General features: G+C 69.5%; 11 protein-coding genes and 1 pseudogene. 9 read left to right on the top strand and 3 right to left on the bottom strand.

The window, feature by feature from the left end; translation table 11 throughout:
* Positions 1 to 57: 57 nt before the first annotated feature.
* The gene (locus AB0H82_RS10220) at positions 58 to 489 is read right to left on the bottom strand and encodes a hypothetical protein (protein WP_362990833.1); all 432 of its coding nucleotides are present in this window, start codon (positions 487 to 489) and stop codon (positions 58 to 60) included.
* Positions 490 to 1142: 653 nt separating this feature from the next.
* On the opposite strand from AB0H82_RS10220, the gene AB0H82_RS10215 reads away from it, so the two are divergent.
* The 5 genes from AB0H82_RS10215 (at position 1143) to AB0H82_RS10195 (ending at position 8915) form a co-directional block, all read left to right on the top strand.
* Entirely contained in the window at positions 1143 to 4964 is a 3822-nt protein-coding gene (locus tag AB0H82_RS10215; RefSeq protein ID WP_362990831.1) for a DNA-binding protein, read from the top strand.
* Positions 4965 to 6202: 1238 nt separating this feature from the next.
* Positions 6203 to 6529 (top strand): hypothetical protein, encoded by a 327-nt coding sequence (locus AB0H82_RS10210; RefSeq protein ID WP_362990829.1) that lies wholly within the window; start codon positions 6203 to 6205, stop codon positions 6527 to 6529.
* Positions 6529 to 7140: a helix-turn-helix transcriptional regulator gene (locus AB0H82_RS10205; protein ID WP_362990827.1), complete on the top strand. Its 612-nt coding sequence runs from the start codon at positions 6529 to 6531 to the stop codon at positions 7138 to 7140. Before AB0H82_RS10210 ends, AB0H82_RS10205 begins: the two co-directional genes overlap by 1 nt.
* 599 nt (positions 7141 to 7739) lie before the next feature.
* On the top strand, positions 7740 to 8132 hold the full coding sequence (locus AB0H82_RS10200) for a hypothetical protein (RefSeq protein WP_362990825.1): 393 nt from the start codon (positions 7740 to 7742) through the stop codon (positions 8130 to 8132).
* A gap of 408 nt (positions 8133 to 8540) precedes the next feature.
* Complete coding sequence (locus AB0H82_RS10195; protein ID WP_362990823.1) at positions 8541 to 8915, top strand: hypothetical protein; 375 nt, start codon at positions 8541 to 8543, stop codon at positions 8913 to 8915.
* 84 nt (positions 8916 to 8999) lie between these two features.
* Here the strand turns inward: AB0H82_RS10195 and AB0H82_RS10190 are convergent, their stop codons facing one another.
* The gene (locus AB0H82_RS10190; RefSeq protein ID WP_362990821.1) at positions 9000 to 9242 is read right to left on the bottom strand and encodes a hypothetical protein; all 243 of its coding nucleotides are present in this window, start codon (positions 9240 to 9242) and stop codon (positions 9000 to 9002) included.
* A gap of 709 nt (positions 9243 to 9951) precedes the next feature.
* Between AB0H82_RS10190 and AB0H82_RS10185 the strand changes: the two genes are divergently transcribed.
* The 4 genes from AB0H82_RS10185 to AB0H82_RS10170 all read left to right on the top strand — a co-directional run bounded on the left by AB0H82_RS10185 (position 9952) and on the right by AB0H82_RS10170 (position 16208).
* Positions 9952 to 10188: a hypothetical protein gene (locus AB0H82_RS10185; protein ID WP_362990819.1), complete on the top strand. Its 237-nt coding sequence runs from the start codon at positions 9952 to 9954 to the stop codon at positions 10186 to 10188.
* Positions 10189 to 10745: 557 nt separating this feature from the next.
* A complete protein-coding gene (locus tag AB0H82_RS10180; protein WP_362990817.1) occupies positions 10746 to 11045 on the top strand; it encodes a hypothetical protein in 300 nt (99 codons plus the stop codon).
* A gap of 470 nt (positions 11046 to 11515) precedes the next feature.
* Complete coding sequence (locus AB0H82_RS10175) at positions 11516 to 12121, top strand: dihydrofolate reductase family protein (protein WP_362990815.1); 606 nt, start codon at positions 11516 to 11518, stop codon at positions 12119 to 12121.
* A gap of 289 nt (positions 12122 to 12410) precedes the next feature.
* Positions 12411 to 16208: a DNA-binding protein gene (locus AB0H82_RS10170; protein WP_362990813.1), complete on the top strand. Its 3798-nt coding sequence runs from the start codon at positions 12411 to 12413 to the stop codon at positions 16206 to 16208.
* Between the two features lie 103 nt (positions 16209 to 16311).
* Here the strand turns inward: AB0H82_RS10170 and AB0H82_RS10165 are convergent.
* Positions 16312 to 16406 (bottom strand): annotated as a pseudogene (locus tag AB0H82_RS10165) (IS5/IS1182 family transposase); the annotation flags it as partial.

Genomic DNA, 16406 nt, shown 5'->3' with positions numbered 1-16406 from the left:
TCTGGCCTGTTCACGGATGGAATCCCGCAAGTATCCGGCGGCCCGGGCCAGCCGGTCTCAGGACCACTTCTCCGCGCGGACGAAGGAGCCCTGGTGGCCGTCGAGGCGGACCTTGAGCGCGTTGCGGGTGTTCTTCACCTTGCCCTTGGCGATGATGAGCCCGTCGGGATTGCACCGCTTCCAGCCGCTGTCCGCGACCTTCCGCAGGCCACCCCCACCCACATACTCGAAGATCCGTACCTTCATCGAGGCCTGGGTGTTGTAGCACCGCAGGACAGCCCGCGTCGTCTTGCTCGGCGACTTGAAGGCCCCCGACTTCCACTCGCCGCTGCTCTGTGCAGGAACCCAGGAGTTGCCCCAGATGGTGTGCCACCCGGCCTGTACCGAGACGTTCCCTTCGGGAGCGGCCGCCGCGGGATTCGCCACGGCCATGCCGGAACCGATGATCAGGGCGGCGGTTGAGAAGGTGAGGGTCTTTCGGAGATTCATGGTCGGGTTCCTCACATGGTGGTGAGACGCCGCGGGAAACGGCCCGCAGCGTCGAAGCGGCGGCGCTGCGGGGCAGTGCCGCGCCGACCCGGCGGATCGGGCCGACGACGACCAGTCAGCCACCCCGCACCGTTGTTCAGCAGGCCCCTTCCGCCACACTGAACAATCACAGAGCGCCCGTTGGGCTGGTGGGGGGGGCGGACCCGGCCGGCCCTCTCGCAGGACCGCGCAGAAGATGGCGGGGAATACCGCGCGTCCCGTTGCCGTACGAGCGAGCTGTCCTCGTCGGTGCGGCGGTCCGGAGAAGCTGCACTCCGCCGTCGCCACACGTGGCCCGGCGGCCGATGCCGCGGGCCGTCAGGGAAGGTGATCAGCTGCTCGTGGCTGGCGGGCAGGGCTGTGCGGTTCACGATCCGCCACGCGATGGTGCGCCGCAGCGGCTTGCGTCCGGCGGTGGGACAGGCACCCCCGCCGGCCACGAGTCGAAGCTGTGCGCCGGTGAACGGCGCGGCCCGCAAGTCCGTTGCTGACACGGCCGATGCCGTACCAGCCCCCGGCCGGCTGCTACCCGAGGGGGGACGGCTGCGGGCGGGCGGCTTCTGGGGGCGGAATGATTCATGCTGGATGCGTGACGATCAGCGGGGGAGGCTGTGATGGGGCGTCGTGAGAAGCCGGTGGACCCGAGTCAGGGGCCGGTGGAGGAGTTCGCGTACGCGTTGCGCAAGTTGCGTCAGGAGGCGGGTACGCCGACCTACCGGGCGATGGCCCGGCAGGCCGGTTATTCGGTCACGGCCCTGTCGACGGCCGCCGCTGGGGAGAAACTGCCCTCCCTGGCCGTGGCCTTGGCCTACGCGGAGGCATGTGGAGGAGACAGGGCGGAATGGCAGGAGCGATGGCGGAAGGCGCAGCGGGAAACGGAGGCCGGGGCCGGCGTCCCGCAGGAGGAGACGGCCGAGGCGCCCTATCGCGGACTGGTGCGTTTCGAGGTCGGCGACCGGGATCTGTTCTTCGGCCGTGCCCGCCTGACCGACGACCTCCTCGGCCTGGCACGTGCCCACCGTGTGACGGCCGTGTTCGGCCCCTCGGGCAGCGGCAAGTCCTCTTTGCTGCGCGCCGGCCTGATCCCGTGCCTGCGTGAGGCCGAGGACGCCGCGTCGCGCCCGGCGGCCATCCGCGTCCTGACCCCTGGGCCTCGTCCGGCAGATCACACGAAGCTGTTCATCCCGGCAGCGGCGTCAGGGGAAACCTGGCTGATCGTGGACCAGTTCGAGGAGACGTTCACCCTCTGCCACGACCCGGCGCAACGGCGGGCGTTCATCGATCTGTTGCTGTCCGCCCGGGCTGCCGGCAGCCGACTGCGGGTGGTCCTGGGAGTGCGGGCCGATTTCTACGCCCGCTGCCTGGAACACGAGGGACTGGCCGCGGTCATCCAAGAGGCGAGCCTGCCCGTCGGCCCGATGACGCCGTCCGAACTGCGCGAAGCGATCGTCAGACCCGCCGCGGCGGCGGGTCTGATCGTGGAGCGCGCCCTGACCGACCGCCTCATCGAAGAGGTGGGCGAAGAGCCGGGCGGACTGCCGCTCCTGTCCCACGCCCTCCTCGAAACCTGGCGCCGCCGCCGGGGCCGCACTCTGACCCTCCAGGTATACGAGGCAGTCGGCGGCATCCACGGCGCCATCGCCCAGACAGCCGAGGCGTTCTACACCCAGCTCACCGAGCCCCAGGCCGAGACCGCCCGCCGCATCCTGCTGCGCCTGATCACCCCGGGCGACGGCACCCCTGACACCCGTCGCCCCGTCGACCGGACCGAGCTGGACAGCACCGACCCCGCGGGCAGCGAGGCGTCCACACTGCTCCACACGCTGGCCCGTGCCAGGCTGATCACCCTCGACGAGACCACCGTCGACCTCGCCCATGAAGCCCTGATCACCGCATGGCCCCGGCTGTACCGGTGGATCGACGAGGCCCGGGAGCGACTGCGCCGCCACCGGCGTCTCACCCAGGCCGCACGCCACTGGCAGGATCGCGGCCACGACAGCGCGACCCTGCTGAGGGGCGCGGAGCTCACCGAAGCCGAAGACGCTTTCCGCACCGCTGAGCAGCAGGGCGACCTGACGGTCCTGGAACGGGACTTCCTGCATGCCTGTGCCGCGGCCCGGACCCGCGGGCGGCGGGTCCGCCACGGTGTGACGGGTGCGGTAGCGCTGCTGGTGTCGCTCGCCCTGGTGGCGGGCACCGTCGCCTGGCAGCAGAGCAGGACCAGTGAACAGCGGCGCCGCGAGGCGGTGGCCCGGCGCGTAGCCGCGGTGGCCGACAGCATGCGCGCCTCCGATCCCGTCACGGCGATGCGGCTGAGCGCGGCCGCCGCGGCGCTGAGCGAGACGACCGAGACCCGCTCGGCGCTGCTGGGCGCCCTGGCCCAGAAGGAGCAGGATGTCTACGGACTCCCCGGTGTGGAGCCCATGGGCATGACGCAGCTGAGCGAGGACGGCCGTACCGTCGTCGTGGCGGGTGATCGTGCCGTACGGGCGTGGAGCACCACCGGGCACCGGCCCGCAGGCCCCTCCCTCCCCCTCAACGGCGAGTCAGCGGTGGCCGTCGGCCCCGACGGACGCCAGTTGCTGATGACGTCGGACGACCAGGTCCGGCTGCGGAACCTGCGAACCGGGAAGCCGATGGGTGAACCTTTCGGGCACTCCGACTCGACCTACTCCTTCGGACCCGGCGGCCGCATGGTCCTGGAGGAACAGGAATCGGGCGACATCACGCTCTGGGACGCGAAGCATCGGCGAGTGAGCTTCGAGCGGCGCGGTCCCGCCATCTCCCAGTGGGCCATCAGCCCGGACGACCGGCTGCTGGCCCTGTGCCCGGACCGCAGGGGCCCTTTGCGGATCCGGGACCTGACCGGGCACCGCAAACAAGGGGAACGGTCCAGCCCATGGCCCGGCGCGTACGGGCGCAACGCATGCGACGAGGAGTCATCACTCCACTTCACCCAGGACAGCCGTGCATTGATGGCCCTGACCGCGAACGAAGTGCGGGTGTGGGACCTGGACAAGCACCGGGAGCGGACCCGCATCCGGCACAAGGGGCTGGATGAGGCGGCCCTCAGCCCCGACGGCAGATTCGTCGTGGCCACCGACGGCGAGGAAATCCTGCTGTGGAGAACGGCTAACCCCACGAAACCGGTCTTCCGCATCCCGCTCACCAACGAGTCAGCCACTCAGCTGCGCTTCGACGTGAACGCCGGAGTGATCCGCTACCTCAGCGAGCTCGGCAGCACCGACCTCACGGTGCGCACCCTGTCCTACGGCGCGGCAACGGCCGACGGATGGAGCAGACAGCCCGCCGCCCAGGCCAAATACAGCAGGAATGGCCGGGTCCTGGCGCTCGAACGACGCGGCAAGGACACCTCACGGTTCGAGGTGCGCCGCGTGCGGGACGGAAAGCCGATCTCCCACACCCCTGCTGTGCGGTGCGAAAGAGCGAAGTCCCCCTACAGCGACGACACCTGTCGCACCGAACTCACAGTCGCCCCTGACGGCAGCGCCCTCGCCTACACGAGGCTCATGATCGGCGCCGATGGCAGCCCTGGCGAACAAAGCCCTGTCACGCTGTGGGACGTGCGGAAGAACTCCCGGTCCCGCTCGCTCGCCAGGCCCGGTTCCTCCCGCGAGGACGCCGCGGTGGTGGGCCTCGCCTTCACCCTCGAAGGACGGTCCCTGCTGGTCCGCCACTGGGGCAACGCGCCCACGGAGACCTGGGACGTCTCGGCCGGTACGAGGATGCGGCGGACCACCGCTGAGCGGCCGGCCCACAAGAGCGGCACTCCAGACGGCACATTTCGCGTGGAGTCCTTCTTGACCTCGCAAGACAGCGACCCGCTGGCGATGCGCCCCGACGGGCGGCTCCTCGTCGCCCCTGAGCAGACGGTCACCCTTCCTTCGGGCCGGACCGCCGCCAACCGACTCCCCGACAAAGAGATCAGCGCGCTCGCCTTCAGCCCGGACGGCAAGCAGCTGGCGGCGGGCGCGACCAGCGGACGGGTCGTGCTCTGGGACGGCGAGGTGAAGCAGAACCTCGGCTCACTCGCCGGGACGTACGGCGCCGCCCGGCCGGGACCCGGGGACACCGAGGCGGTCACCGCGCTGGCCTACTCACCCGACGGCAGCACCCTGGCCGTGGCGGGTGACCACGGCACGCTGCAACTCTGGGACGCCGCCTCCCGCCGGCCGCTGGGTACTCCTTTGCCGACGCCGGGCGACGCCGTGCTCGCGCTCGCCTTCTCCCCGGACGGCCGCACGCTCTACACCGCGGGCGAGCACAGCGCCCCCCGCTCCCTCCCGGTGGACCCGGAGCGCGTGACCGCATCCGTCTGCGCGCGCGCCGGCGGCAGCCTGCCCCGGTCCGACTGGCAGAAGTACATCCCTGAAGTGCCGTACCGCGATTTCTGTCCAGCTGCAGACCGGACATGACAGAACGAAGGAAGAGGCTCGCCGCGCTCGCCGGCGGCGTGCTCGTCGTGAACCTGCTGACCCCGATGAGCGCCGCCGCCGCGCAGCCGCGTCTCCCCCGCCCTTTGTCGGTTTCGGCGGAGGCCGAGTCGAGTCCCGGGTCATGGAGTTGAGGGTGCCCCGGGCCCGCGGTCAGCGCGTGTCCCCGCCGGTTGACGCTCGGGATTGTCCCGGCGGAGGAGCTGGCCGACCGGATCACCGTGGTTCGGCGCGACGGCACCGTCCTGCACGCCAACGATTCTGACAAAGCAAGGGGCCCGGACACGCGGTGCGTGTACGGGCCCCTTGATCGAGCGCCGGGCAGGCCTTGCACCTGCATTTCCCCGCAGGAAGCGGGGCGTCTTTCCTTGGACCACCAACGCATCACCGGACACCGCGTGTTGCGGCGACCAGCTCAAGATCCACTGTACCGGACAGAGGACCGGGGTGGCGACATGAGGTGAGGGCCGGGCGGGAAGGCGAAGGAGGCAGGAGACCGTGCCAGGGCAGTCGCTCAAGGACGCCGCGAGGGTGACTAGTTGCTCTTCAGGCCACCCGGCAACGGTTGTGCCCAGCACGTCATTTGTCCCCGCAGAGCGGGCGGATGTTGCCTGATGCGGCACTAGATCGCGTCGGCGACCAGTGTGCCTACCGAGGGCGGTCGTCCCATTGACGGCCGGGAAGACATGCGAAGACCGTTCGGGCAAGCTGGCCGCAGTTCAGGCTCAGCACGCAAAAAGCCGACGCACCCAAGATCTCGTCTTAGGTGCATCGACTTTGCGCCGTCCATGCGCCAACATGAACCAGCGTTTCCCGTCCCTGTGCGTGCCGTGGTTGGAGCCAGTAGCGTGACCAGGGTGCCCACTGCTTCAGCTGAATCAGCCGGAGCGGCTTCTGATAAGGAGCATCCCCGGTTCATCGAATCAGCGCAGCTCCGAAGATTGCACACGGTCAGGGTTATCTCGCTGCTCCACATGACGGAACCCCGTTTTCCCACGTCAGCTTCCTCTCCACGAGGTGTCGCAGCTTCTTTTGCCATGGACAAAAGCAGAGACAAAGCGCAGGCACCGGTTACAACGGCTTGCTGAACTGCGATCCTGGCGGGTAATGGCCGTAATTCACTGCCGGTGACGCCAATCACCCCAGTGATCGTCGGCAAATGGAGCCAGTAGCCCGGCCGGTGATCCGTCGAGATCACCGGCCGGGTCGGAAGGTGGACCATGCCTGCCACCCCGAAGAAGCCGGGCGATCGCACCGGTATAGATGCCGCGCCGTCGACGGCTGCCGCACCCCTCCCGTTTGACATGCCGCAAGCTTTTGTCCTGGTCGCCTTTTTGGCAGCCGCAGTTGTGCTCACACTCATCGCGCACATGAACGTCGGCGACATCTTGATTCTTCTCGGTGGTGCGGGAGGTATCGGCGCAGGGGTTCTCTTCTCTGTGCACATGAAGAGCCGGCGAAGCCCCCGGGCGGGCATGAGCCTGTTCCGACGGATCATCACGGCCGTCCTCAACCAGAACACTGCCGGTATGGGTGGTGGCAGCTGATGGGCGCTTCCCGCAGGGGGCGCCCCGAGGCGCCCGTCGTCACCACGGTCCCAGAACTCGCCGCGCTGGCCACCAAACTCAGGGAGATCCGATCGGGCGAGGGAAAGGGCATCACCTACGCCGAGCTCGCCGAGCGGACCCCATGGTCGAAGTCCCAGCTTCAGCGGGCCACTTCGGGAAAAACCCTCCCCTCCCAGAGCCTGGTGCGTGCCTTCCTCTTGGGCTGCGGAGCCTCACACGGCCAGGCGCGCGCCGTCTCGGAGCTCCACGTGCGGGCTGCCGTCGGCGTCGCCCGGCAGGCAAGGATGGCCAAGGCCTCCAGCAGGGTCCCCAAGCCTCAGTACGTACGCGACCGTGCCGACCTGAGTGGAGCCCTGCGTGATGCGTGGGCTCACGCGGGTCGGCCTACGGTCCGCTCCATGGCCCACAAGGCCGGGCCCTGGATCCTGCCCCACAGTTCCGCCCACCGCATCCTGCGCGGGCACGGTCTCCCCCGTGACCTGACCCAGTACAAGGCGTTTCTGCACGCCTGCGACATCCCTGACGCCGACCTTGATCCCTGGTTCGTCGCCTGGGGCAAGGCCCTCAGCCCTGTCGGCCTCGCGGCATAGAGCGCCCCACCCGCCAAAGAGCACGACCACGGCAGCTGACGGCCCACACCGGTCGGCCAGGGCCGTGGGCGTGCCCGATGGCGGAGCCCCCACCCGCCGGGCCCCTCGCCCTGGGTGCCTGCCGCACCGCCGTCTCCCCAGGTTTTGACGCAGACACAGGTGAGTGCGCGGGGCAAGGAGGGGTGTTCTCGCAAGGAGGGGTGTTTCTCTCCCGCGGCGGCCTTGGACGGTGCGGTGATCGAGCAGCCGGTGCCCTCGGCCATCGCCGACAGGTGAATGCCCCTGGGCGTGTAAGCCGCTCCAGGCGTCCCCTTCCACCGGAACCCGATTGTTTACCCCTCTGAACTGGGCTGATGAACAACGCCATGGCGCGGTGAAATCGGTGCCAGGCCGCCCCAGGCCCTCCGGCCCCGCCCCAGGGGTGCACGGAGGGCCAGGGGTATCGCCCGGCCGGGCCGAGGGCACGGGGCCGGGCACCGGCACCCGCACAAGGCGCGGAACGGACGCCTGGCGGGCTGAGGGCGAGGCCGGACACAGCACTACAGACCGGCACCGGCGTCTGCCAGACGACCGCCGACACAACATCGAGGAGTTCCATCATGCGAAACACGAAGTTCGGCCGCGGCGCGATCATGGCGCTGTCAGCCACCGCGCTGGCTGCCAGCGGAATCCTGGCCACATCCGCTTCGGCCCCGGCACAGCCCTCCACGCAGCGCAGCGCCGCCGCAGCTCCCTCCGACTGCCCGAAGTACTACTTCTGCGGTTACAAGGACGCCAACTTCAAGCGTCTGGCGTTCAAGTTCAAGGACTGCTACATGCAGGAAATCCCCGACGGGCTCAACAGCGGTGGCTCCTGGTACAACAACCAGTCCGCAGGCACCAAGGCGAAGATGTACAACAAGAGCAAGCAGCTCATCTTCACCACAGCCGGAGCTCCCTCGTCCGACTCCCACGGCAACTGGGGTCCTGTCTGGTACGTCGACGCCTGCTGACCTGGCACCCAGCAGCTAGCGTCGGGCACGCGTTGCACGGCCTGTGCCCGGAACCCCTGTGGGGCACCGGGCACAGGCCGTGCGCCGGGGCCGGTTCAGGCGGCTGCTCCGGCCTCCCACGGCAGAGCACCCACCCCACCGGCCCCTCAAGAGATCACAGCCTCACCTGGATGCCCGCCCGAAGGCGCCACGGGCGAACGGACGCTGCCGGCCACGGTGGTTGCTCGCCACCTTCAGCACGGCCGCGATGCCGGATTTCGCTTGAGCGCACGCAACGGTGCGATCCCTCTGCCGGAGCCCACATCACGCGGGCCGCCCGGCGGTCTCCGAGACGGGGCCACGCGCGGCACGACCGACTGGCACGGGCATCCGCTGACCGACCGCTGACCCCATACCAGGAGTCCCCCCATGCGAAGCACGAAGTTCGGCCGCAGCACCGTCATAGCGCTGTCAGCCACCGCGCTGGCCGCCGGCGCAGTCCTGACCACGCCCAACTCGGCGCCAGCACAGCCGACCACTAAAAACAGCGCCACAGCGGCCCCCGTATCTTGTCCGCCGGGCTCTTTCTGTATCTACACGATGGACCGGGTATTCATATTCAAGGACTGCTACAAGCAGGAACTCCCTGAGGGGCTCAACAGCGGCAGCTGGTTCAACAATCAGTCTCCACGTACCACGGCGAAGCTCTACAACAAGGCCGGTCAGCTCATCTACACCATCGGAGCGCCGTCCAAGGGAAGCTTCGGCAACTGGAGCAAATTGGGGTTCATCGATCCCTGCTGACCGACGAGCCCGTGCTGAGCGCGTCTCGTGGTGGCAACGCTGATCGCAGATTCACCACCTCCCTTGGGCGTTTCGATCACTGACTCAGTGCGGGTACTCGCTGGTGAGTAACTCGGCCCGCCTCGTGCACTGGTTCTGGTCGGCGTCCGCCCAGTGCTTGAAGGCCGTACGGACGCAGCCCTCCCGGCTCTCGGCGGCGACGAGCGCGGCTCCGCACCTGCGGCGCCCGCTGCTTGTCACCGGCCAGCCCGGAACGGGCGTCACGCAGATCTCGCTCTTCCAGCCCGCGGCGCCCTGCAAGGTGGCAACCGGCACAGAGCGTTCCACATCGGCCTCCGGATCGAGGACGACGCAGTAGCGCCCGGCGCCGACCCGGCTGACGGACGCGACGGTGCCCGTCTTCCTCGTCGTGTTGCCGTCGGCCGCCGCGGGCCTGTGCGTACGGGGCCTTCACTGTAGGCGTGGGGTGAGCAGCAGTGGCGGCCTGCAAATGGGTGCTGAGCCTGACACGCCTGAGAGCCGGCGTACGTCCACTCCGCCGTGCGGCAGCTCGCCGATGAACCACTCACCCGGACCAGCGGGTCACGCAGCGGCCCCGTCCCTCCGGATGCGCCCACAGCCCTGGACGGGCTGCGAATGCGCGGTGGCGCCCAGGCCGGTCATTCGGGGTGTCCCCGACCCGCCCGACGAGATTTCGGCCGGGATGAAGCACTACGGCACCCCACCCCTGGCACTCTCGGCGACCCCGATTCGGATGCCGCGTCGCGTACCGGCGAGTGACGGCGCCCTGAGGGTGGTGGCCACAGAGGCACCACTCGTCGCATCTACAGGCAGCGCTCAGGCCGCGCGCCAGAACGGGGAGCGTTCACCCTTATGAGTGACCCGCGGTTTGCCAAAACGCGAGGGAACTTACACCGTTCCGTCTCCACATGGGTAGCCCCCACCGAAATATGCCATCCGGTTGAGTGAACGGGCGACGACGCCGGGACGGAGGCGCTCTAGCGTTCGAAGTACCGACTACGGGAAAGCGGGAGCCATGGCCGAGTACTTCACAGTGAAGATCCGTCGCATGGGTGTGAGCCTGGGAACGATCAATGCGTCCGGCGCGATTGGCCTTATTGCCACGGGTGTTGTCGATGATGGTCCGAGGATCGCCGGCGTGGCGTTCATCGCAGTGGCTGCCCTCGCCCGCGATGCGGCGATCGCGTGGGCCTCCCGCCGTAAAGGCCCCGACGGGAACCCGTCGAGTCCGCGTCCTGTTGCCGTCGCATAGGCAGAAGGGAAGGAGCAGGGCACGGAGCCGCCTAGGGGGCTCCGTGCCCTCCTTACGTGGGGAAGCTCCCGACAGGGTCCGGCGCGGCTGCGCCGGTCTCGGCGGGGATGGCCGTTGCCTCGGCCCTACGTCGGTGGCGTCCCATTCGGGGTGCAGGATCTTGGCGACCGTGCGCGGCCCCGAACTCACGGCCGCCTACTGGGCGGATGACCTGCGCTGCTCTGCAGGCGCTGCGCGATGAACAGGTGGAGCGGCGGGCTCGTGCGGTGGTGGAGACTCTGCTGACCCGCATCGCCGCCCACCCCCGCGGGACCAAGGCGTGGGGGGACGCGGGCGCCGACCGGCGCACCCACCGCCTGGACCGGATCAGCGAACTGCACCCCACCGGCACCCGCGTTCCGCCCCGCGACCTGCCGACGGCCAGGACCCGGCCACCTACCGGGCCGCCGCCTGGGCCAACGCCCCCGGCATGCTCCGCGCCCACCTCCTCCTCCACGCCCCTCCTCGACCAGGCCACAGCCAGGTATCGGCCTCATTCGGTGTGCCGGAGCACGTCGATGAGCACACCTGCCGACTGCACCTGCCGACTGCAGACGTCCCCGGGCAGCCCTGAACACCTCGCCGCCCGCATCGCCGTCCTCGGCCTCGGCCTCGACCTCGACTACACCCTCATCAGTCCCGCCGAACTCGCCCCACACCTGCACCGCATCGCCGGGCGCGCCCGCTTCGCGGTGGCGACCGGAAGCGCCGCTGTTGCTTTGACGCTGCTGAGCGCACTGGCCTGGAGAGCGTTGCGGGTGCCTGGCGGCAGGAACGAGAAAAGGGTTCGAGGAATCGAAAGGACAAGTCACACGTGACGACTTTTGAGCAGACTCCACGGGGATCACCGCATGGCCACCGCCGGCGCGATCATCGGGCTCCGCGTACCGGACACCGATTGGCTGTCCTTTCTCTTTGCCCTGTGGAGAAGTCACCTGAGGTCCAGGTTGGCCTCGTGGACCCGATGGAGGCGGATGAGCAGTCGTAGACCTTCTTGACGGTGAGGGCGGGGAGCGGGTCGTCCTTGGAAGGACGAGCCGGCGTCGTACAGGTGGAGCTGAGCTGGGGCTTTGACAGGACTCAAACGACCGTTCCCAAGCGCGTGGAGATCAGTACCCGACTGCGTGCAAAGCGCGATCAGGTCGGCCTCCGGCCCACCCAGGCAGTGCCGCTCCGCCGACCTGTCGGCTGCAGCGTCCTGGGTTTTCTCGTTGCTCCACAGCGCGGCCGATGAATTTGCGGCTCCCGGACGGTCCAAGCTCATGACACCTCAGGAAAGGACACCACCATGTCGGAGCTTCTCGTCGACTTCATCACCTCCCTCGACGGCCACGCGTCGGGAGAGGGATGGCCCGGGTTCTGGGGCCTTGAGGGCCCGGAGTACCTCGCATGGCTCGGCGAGCAGCCCGAGGCCACCTACCTGATGGGAGCGAACACCTACCGCCTGATGTCGGGCTTCGCCGCGGGCGAGGTCCCGAATGGCCAGGACGAGTTCAGGCCCGAAGAAGAGGCGTCCGTCGACGAGCTCACGCAAGCGCCCAAGGTGGTGTTCTCCTCCTCGCTTGAGGAGCCACTGACGTGGGCCAACTCCACGCTCGTCCGCGACGACGCCGTCGAGGCGGTCCGCGTCATGAAGTCGAGCGGCTCGGGGCTCCTCAGCACGATCGGCAGCCTCAGCCTGTGCCGGTCCCTGCTACGAGCCGGCCTCGTCGACCGCTTCCGGGTCGTGATGTTCCCGGTGATCACCGGGGCCACGGGCGAAGAACGCATCTACGACGGCTATCCGGATGTCGCCCTTGAGATGACCGAGCACCGCACCTTCGACGGCCGCATCCAACTGGTCGAGTACAAGCCCCGCGTGCTCGAACACCCGCCGCTCGGCGGCCCTGCGTGACGTCGTCCCGTCCGGATCGTCCCGCCCGGTTCGTCCCGTCCGCCGGTCTGGACGGCCGCCAGGCCGGCGCCGGCGGGCGCGGAGCGAGGCCTACTGACCCTTCTCGGGGTGTTGTCGGTTGGTGGGTCAGTTCAAGTCCGGTGCCGCTGTGGCACCCACCTGTCAGGTCACTTCATCTTTCCTTCGTGGGTCATGCTCAGCCTGGTCAGGGTTGTCAGCAGCCCGTTTGGGTCACACTGGGCAGTCGGGTGGGACCAGTGGTGGTGTCGGGGAGCGGGAGGGGCAAGGCGTGGGGCGTCCTGAGAAGTCGGTGGATCCCAACCAGGGTCCGGTGCAGCGGTTCGCGTACGAGTTGCGGAAACTGCGGCTGGACGCGGGCGGGCCCACCTACCGGGAGATGGCCCGTAGAACCCCCTACTCGATGACCGCGCTCTCACAGGCCGCAGCCGGGGAGCAGTTGCCCAGCCTCGCAGTGACGCTGGCCTATGTGGCGGCCTGCGGTGGGGATGCCTGCGAGTGGGAGAAGCGGTGGAACGACGTGGCGGCGGAGGTGGCTGCCGCTCCTCGCGTCGCCGATGGTGAGGAGCCGCCCTACCGGGGGCTGGCTCGTTTCGAGCCCGGGGACAGTGACGTGTTCTTCGGGCGTGAGCAGTTGGTGGACGACCTGGTCGAACTGCTCCGCACCCACCGGTGCACGGCCGTGCTCGGACCGTCCGGCAGCGGCAAGTCCTCCTTGCTGCGTGCCGGTCTCGTCCCCCGCCTGCGCAGCTCCGAGCCGTCCGAGCCGCGTCCGGCGGCCCTGCGCATCCTGACCCCGGGGGAGCATCCGGCGCGCACGCACGCCGACAAGCTGGAGCCCGCCGCCGGCGAGGGGGACACCTATGTGCTGGTGGACCAGTTCGAGGAGCTCTTCACCCTCTGCGCCGACCCCGCGGAGCGGGAAGGGTTCATCCGCCGGTTGCTGGCCGCCGCGGAGCCCGGCAGCCGGCTTCGCGTGGTGCTGGGCGTGCGCGCCGACTTCTACGGCCACTGCCTGCGCCACCCGCAGTTGGTGAACGTACTGAAGAACGCCGCCGTCCCGGTGGGGCCGATGGGCCCGGCGGAGCTGAGACAGGCGATCACCAAGCCCGCCGCCGCACGCAACATGATCGTGGAACGTGCCCTCACCGCACGCCTGGTGGACGAACTCGCCGACGAACCGGGCGGCCTGCCGCTGCTCTCCCACGCCCTGCTGGAAACCTGGCGCCGCCGCTCGGGAAGAGTGTTGACGTTACGGGCGTACGAGGCGGCCGGCGGTGTGCGCGGCGCCATCGCCCAGACCGCCGAGAAGGTGTACGGGTCCTTCTCCCCCGAGCGCGCCGAACTGGCGCGGCTGATCCTGCTGCGCCTGATCACCCCGGGCGAGGGCGCCCAGGACACCCGCCGCCCGGTGAGCCGCGCCGAGCTGGACTTCGCCCCCGAGGAAGAAGTTGGGGCCGTGGTGGGCGAGTTGGTCGGCGCCCGGCTGCTGACCGTGGACGACGGCACGGTGGATGTGGCCCACGAGGCCCTGATCACCGCCTGGCCGCGGCTGCGCGGATGGATCGACGAGGCCCGTGAAAGCCTGCTGGTCCACCGGCGGCTGACCGACGCCGCCCACGCCTGGCACGACCTCGGCCGGGAACCGGGCGCGCTGTATCGCGGGACACGGCTGGACGCGGCGAGCGAGCAGCTGGCGGAGAGCGAACTCACCGCGTTGGAGCGCGACTTCCTTGCCGCGGGCCGCGCCGCGCGCACCACCGAACTGCGGCGCCGACGCGGCCTGTTCGCCACGCTCGCCGTCCTGGTCGTCCTCGCTCTGGTCGCCGGCGTCACGGCCTGGCAGCAAAACCGCACCAGTGACCGCCGCCGCGTGGAGGCCGAAGCCAGACGCATCGCAGCGGTCGCGGACGCCATGCGGTTCGCCGACCCCGCGACAGCCATGCGGCTTTCCGTCGCCGCCTGGCGGCTCGCGCCCACGCTGGAGAGCCGCTCGGCGCTGCTGAGCGCCGTGGCCCAGCCGGAGCAGGATGTCTTCCCGGTCCCCGGCCTGGCCTTCGGCCCGTCGTTGAACCGGCTCACGGCGGACGGGCGCACTGTGCTGTCCGTCTCCGCGCGGCGCGTGGTGGTCTGGGACGTGCGCACCCAGCGGCGTATCGGCTCCTACCGAGGGCCGGGCGGAGCACTGTCGGACGTGGACCTGGAGCCGGACCTGGAGCCGAACTGGGGCATCAGTCCCGACGGCCGGCTGCTTGCCCTGCCTGCGAAGGGAGACGTGCGGCTGTGGGACGTCCGCGCCGGCCGGGTGGTCGCCACCCTGCCCGTGGGCGCGGCGGTGTCAGCGAAGTTCGGCGTGGACGGGCGCCATTTGACGGTGGTCGACCAGGACGGTGAGGAATTCCAGCAGACACAGGTGTGGGATCTGCGCAGCCGACGGCGCCTGTCGGGTGTGCGCGCTCCTGTGGTGCAGGAGTACCCGACCAGTGTGAGCGCCGACGGCCGCACCCTCGCACTGTGCCGGGGCCCCCACCGCCTGGAGATACGTGACCTCCGCACGGGGCGGGAGCGTCACCTCTCGCGGGCCGCGAGCGCTGCCCGGATCGCTTGCCCCGACCAGGACCGCTACGCCCCGGGGGTGTTCGCTCTGCGGCCGGGCGGTGACGTGCTGGCGGCCGTGGACGACAACACGATCCGGCGCTGGGTCGTGCGCACGGGCCGCGAACTGCCCCGGCTGGACCTCAAGGATGCAACCGCAGTGCGCTACAGCGCGGACGGTACCTTTCTCGCCGCCACCACGGGAACAGACATTGTGCTGTGGCGGCACAGCGAGCCGGACCAGCCCGTCTTCCGCCACCAGCTCATCGGCGAGATGATCACCGACTTCTCCCTTGCCCCCGACGCCTCTGCAGTGCGGTACCTCCGGCAGACCGGCACCTCCGTCGCCTCACTCGACCTGCAGCCGGTCGTCCGCGCCGACTGGCAGAAACGTCCCTTCGCATGGGCCCAGCTCGCCGACGGCGGTCGTATCGCGGCCGTCCTCTCGCGTGGGCCGGGCCAGGCCGGCGTCCGGCTGATCGACACCCGCAGCGGCCGGACCCTCACCACCTTGTCCGAGCCGCCCTGCCCGCCGGACACCGACTCTTCCGTCTCCGATATCGAGGAGGAACCTGCCTTTTGTTCGGAGCTGATGGCGTTCAGCCCCGACGGCCGTCGTTTCGCCTACGTCAGGGTCTGGAGCAACAGCCCGCGACGGCAGCGGATCACCGTGTGGGACACGGCCAGGCACCGCAAGGTGGCCGCCCTGGACGCCGGCCCGGCGGTGGTGAACGAGATCACTGGCCTGGCCTTCGACGCCGAGGGGCGCAGCCTGCTGATGGCGCGCGGCTCCACTGGCTGGACGCTGGAGCGCTGGGACCTGAGCACCGGCAGACGGGCGGACATGCGCTCCGCCGGCTCCCGTCTGGGCAGCAGCATTCAGGCGGGTGGCTCGGGCAGGCTCCTGGCCGTACGCCCGGACGACGCTCTCGTGGTTTCCAGCGACGACGAAGTCATCGACCTGCGCGCGAGACGGGTCCGTTCACTCGTGCTCAGCGACAGTGGCCTCCCCTTCGCCGGAACGTTCAGCAAGGACGGCACCCGCTTCGCCGTCGGCGATGCCAGCGGGCGAGTCACCATATGGGACGGCGAACTGCGTCGTCGGCTCAGCGTGTTCAACGGCACCTACACAGGTGATCACGAAAGCGAGCGGGACTCCGTCGGCGCGTTGGCCTTCTCCCCCGACGGCCGCACCCTCGCCGTTTCGGGCACTGGGTCCGTCCAGCTGTGGGACGTCGCCTCCGGACGCTCCCTGGGCTCTCCCTTGCCCACTTCCGGCCAGTACATCTCCAGCGTCGCCTTCTCCGACGACGGCACCGCCCTGTACGCATCCGGCGCGCGAAACCCCGCCGAGCGCATCGACTTGGACCCCGAGCGTCTTCTGCGCCGGGTCTGCGCGCGCGCCGGATCCGGACTGTCACGGGCGGACTGGCAGACCTACCTGCCGGATGTCCCCTACCGCAGGACATGCTGAGAAGCTGTGTCTGAGCCCCGCACGACAGACGGACGGGCTCCTGACGTGGGTGGCATCCATCGAGGTATCCGCAGACTGCCAAGTGGGCGCCAGCTTAGAGGTGCTAACAAAGGCGTTGGACGTGGCGGTGGGTGATGAGGCAGGCGGCGAGGCCGAGGAAGGCTTCGTGGATGTCGTCGCGTCGTTCCCAGCGGATGC

Source organism: Streptomyces sp. NPDC050732 (assembly GCF_040654255.1).
Lineage (GTDB): Bacteria > Actinomycetota > Actinomycetes > Streptomycetales > Streptomycetaceae > Streptomyces.
This window is presented reverse-complemented; position numbering and strand designations above follow the sequence as displayed.

What these genes read in the sequence shown, in the direction of transcription:
- AB0H82_RS10220 (WP_362990833.1), bottom strand. Translation starts at nt 489, where the DNA reads ATGAATCTCCGAAAGACCCTCACCTTCTCAACCGCCGCCCTGATCATC.
- AB0H82_RS10215 (WP_362990831.1), top strand. Translation starts at nt 1,143, where the DNA reads ATGGGGCGTCGTGAGAAGCCGGTGGACCCGAGTCAGGGGCCGGTGGAG.
- AB0H82_RS10210 (WP_362990829.1), top strand. Translation starts at nt 6,203, where the DNA reads ATGCCTGCCACCCCGAAGAAGCCGGGCGATCGCACCGGTATAGATGCC.
- AB0H82_RS10205 (WP_362990827.1), top strand. Translation starts at nt 6,529, where the DNA reads ATGGGCGCTTCCCGCAGGGGGCGCCCCGAGGCGCCCGTCGTCACCACG.
- AB0H82_RS10200 (WP_362990825.1), top strand. Translation starts at nt 7,740, where the DNA reads ATGCGAAACACGAAGTTCGGCCGCGGCGCGATCATGGCGCTGTCAGCC.
- AB0H82_RS10195 (WP_362990823.1), top strand. Translation starts at nt 8,541, where the DNA reads ATGCGAAGCACGAAGTTCGGCCGCAGCACCGTCATAGCGCTGTCAGCC.
- AB0H82_RS10185 (WP_362990819.1), top strand. Translation starts at nt 9,952, where the DNA reads ATGGCCGAGTACTTCACAGTGAAGATCCGTCGCATGGGTGTGAGCCTG.
- AB0H82_RS10180 (WP_362990817.1), top strand. Translation starts at nt 10,746, where the DNA reads ATGAGCACACCTGCCGACTGCACCTGCCGACTGCAGACGTCCCCGGGC.
- AB0H82_RS10175 (WP_362990815.1), top strand. Translation starts at nt 11,516, where the DNA reads ATGTCGGAGCTTCTCGTCGACTTCATCACCTCCCTCGACGGCCACGCG.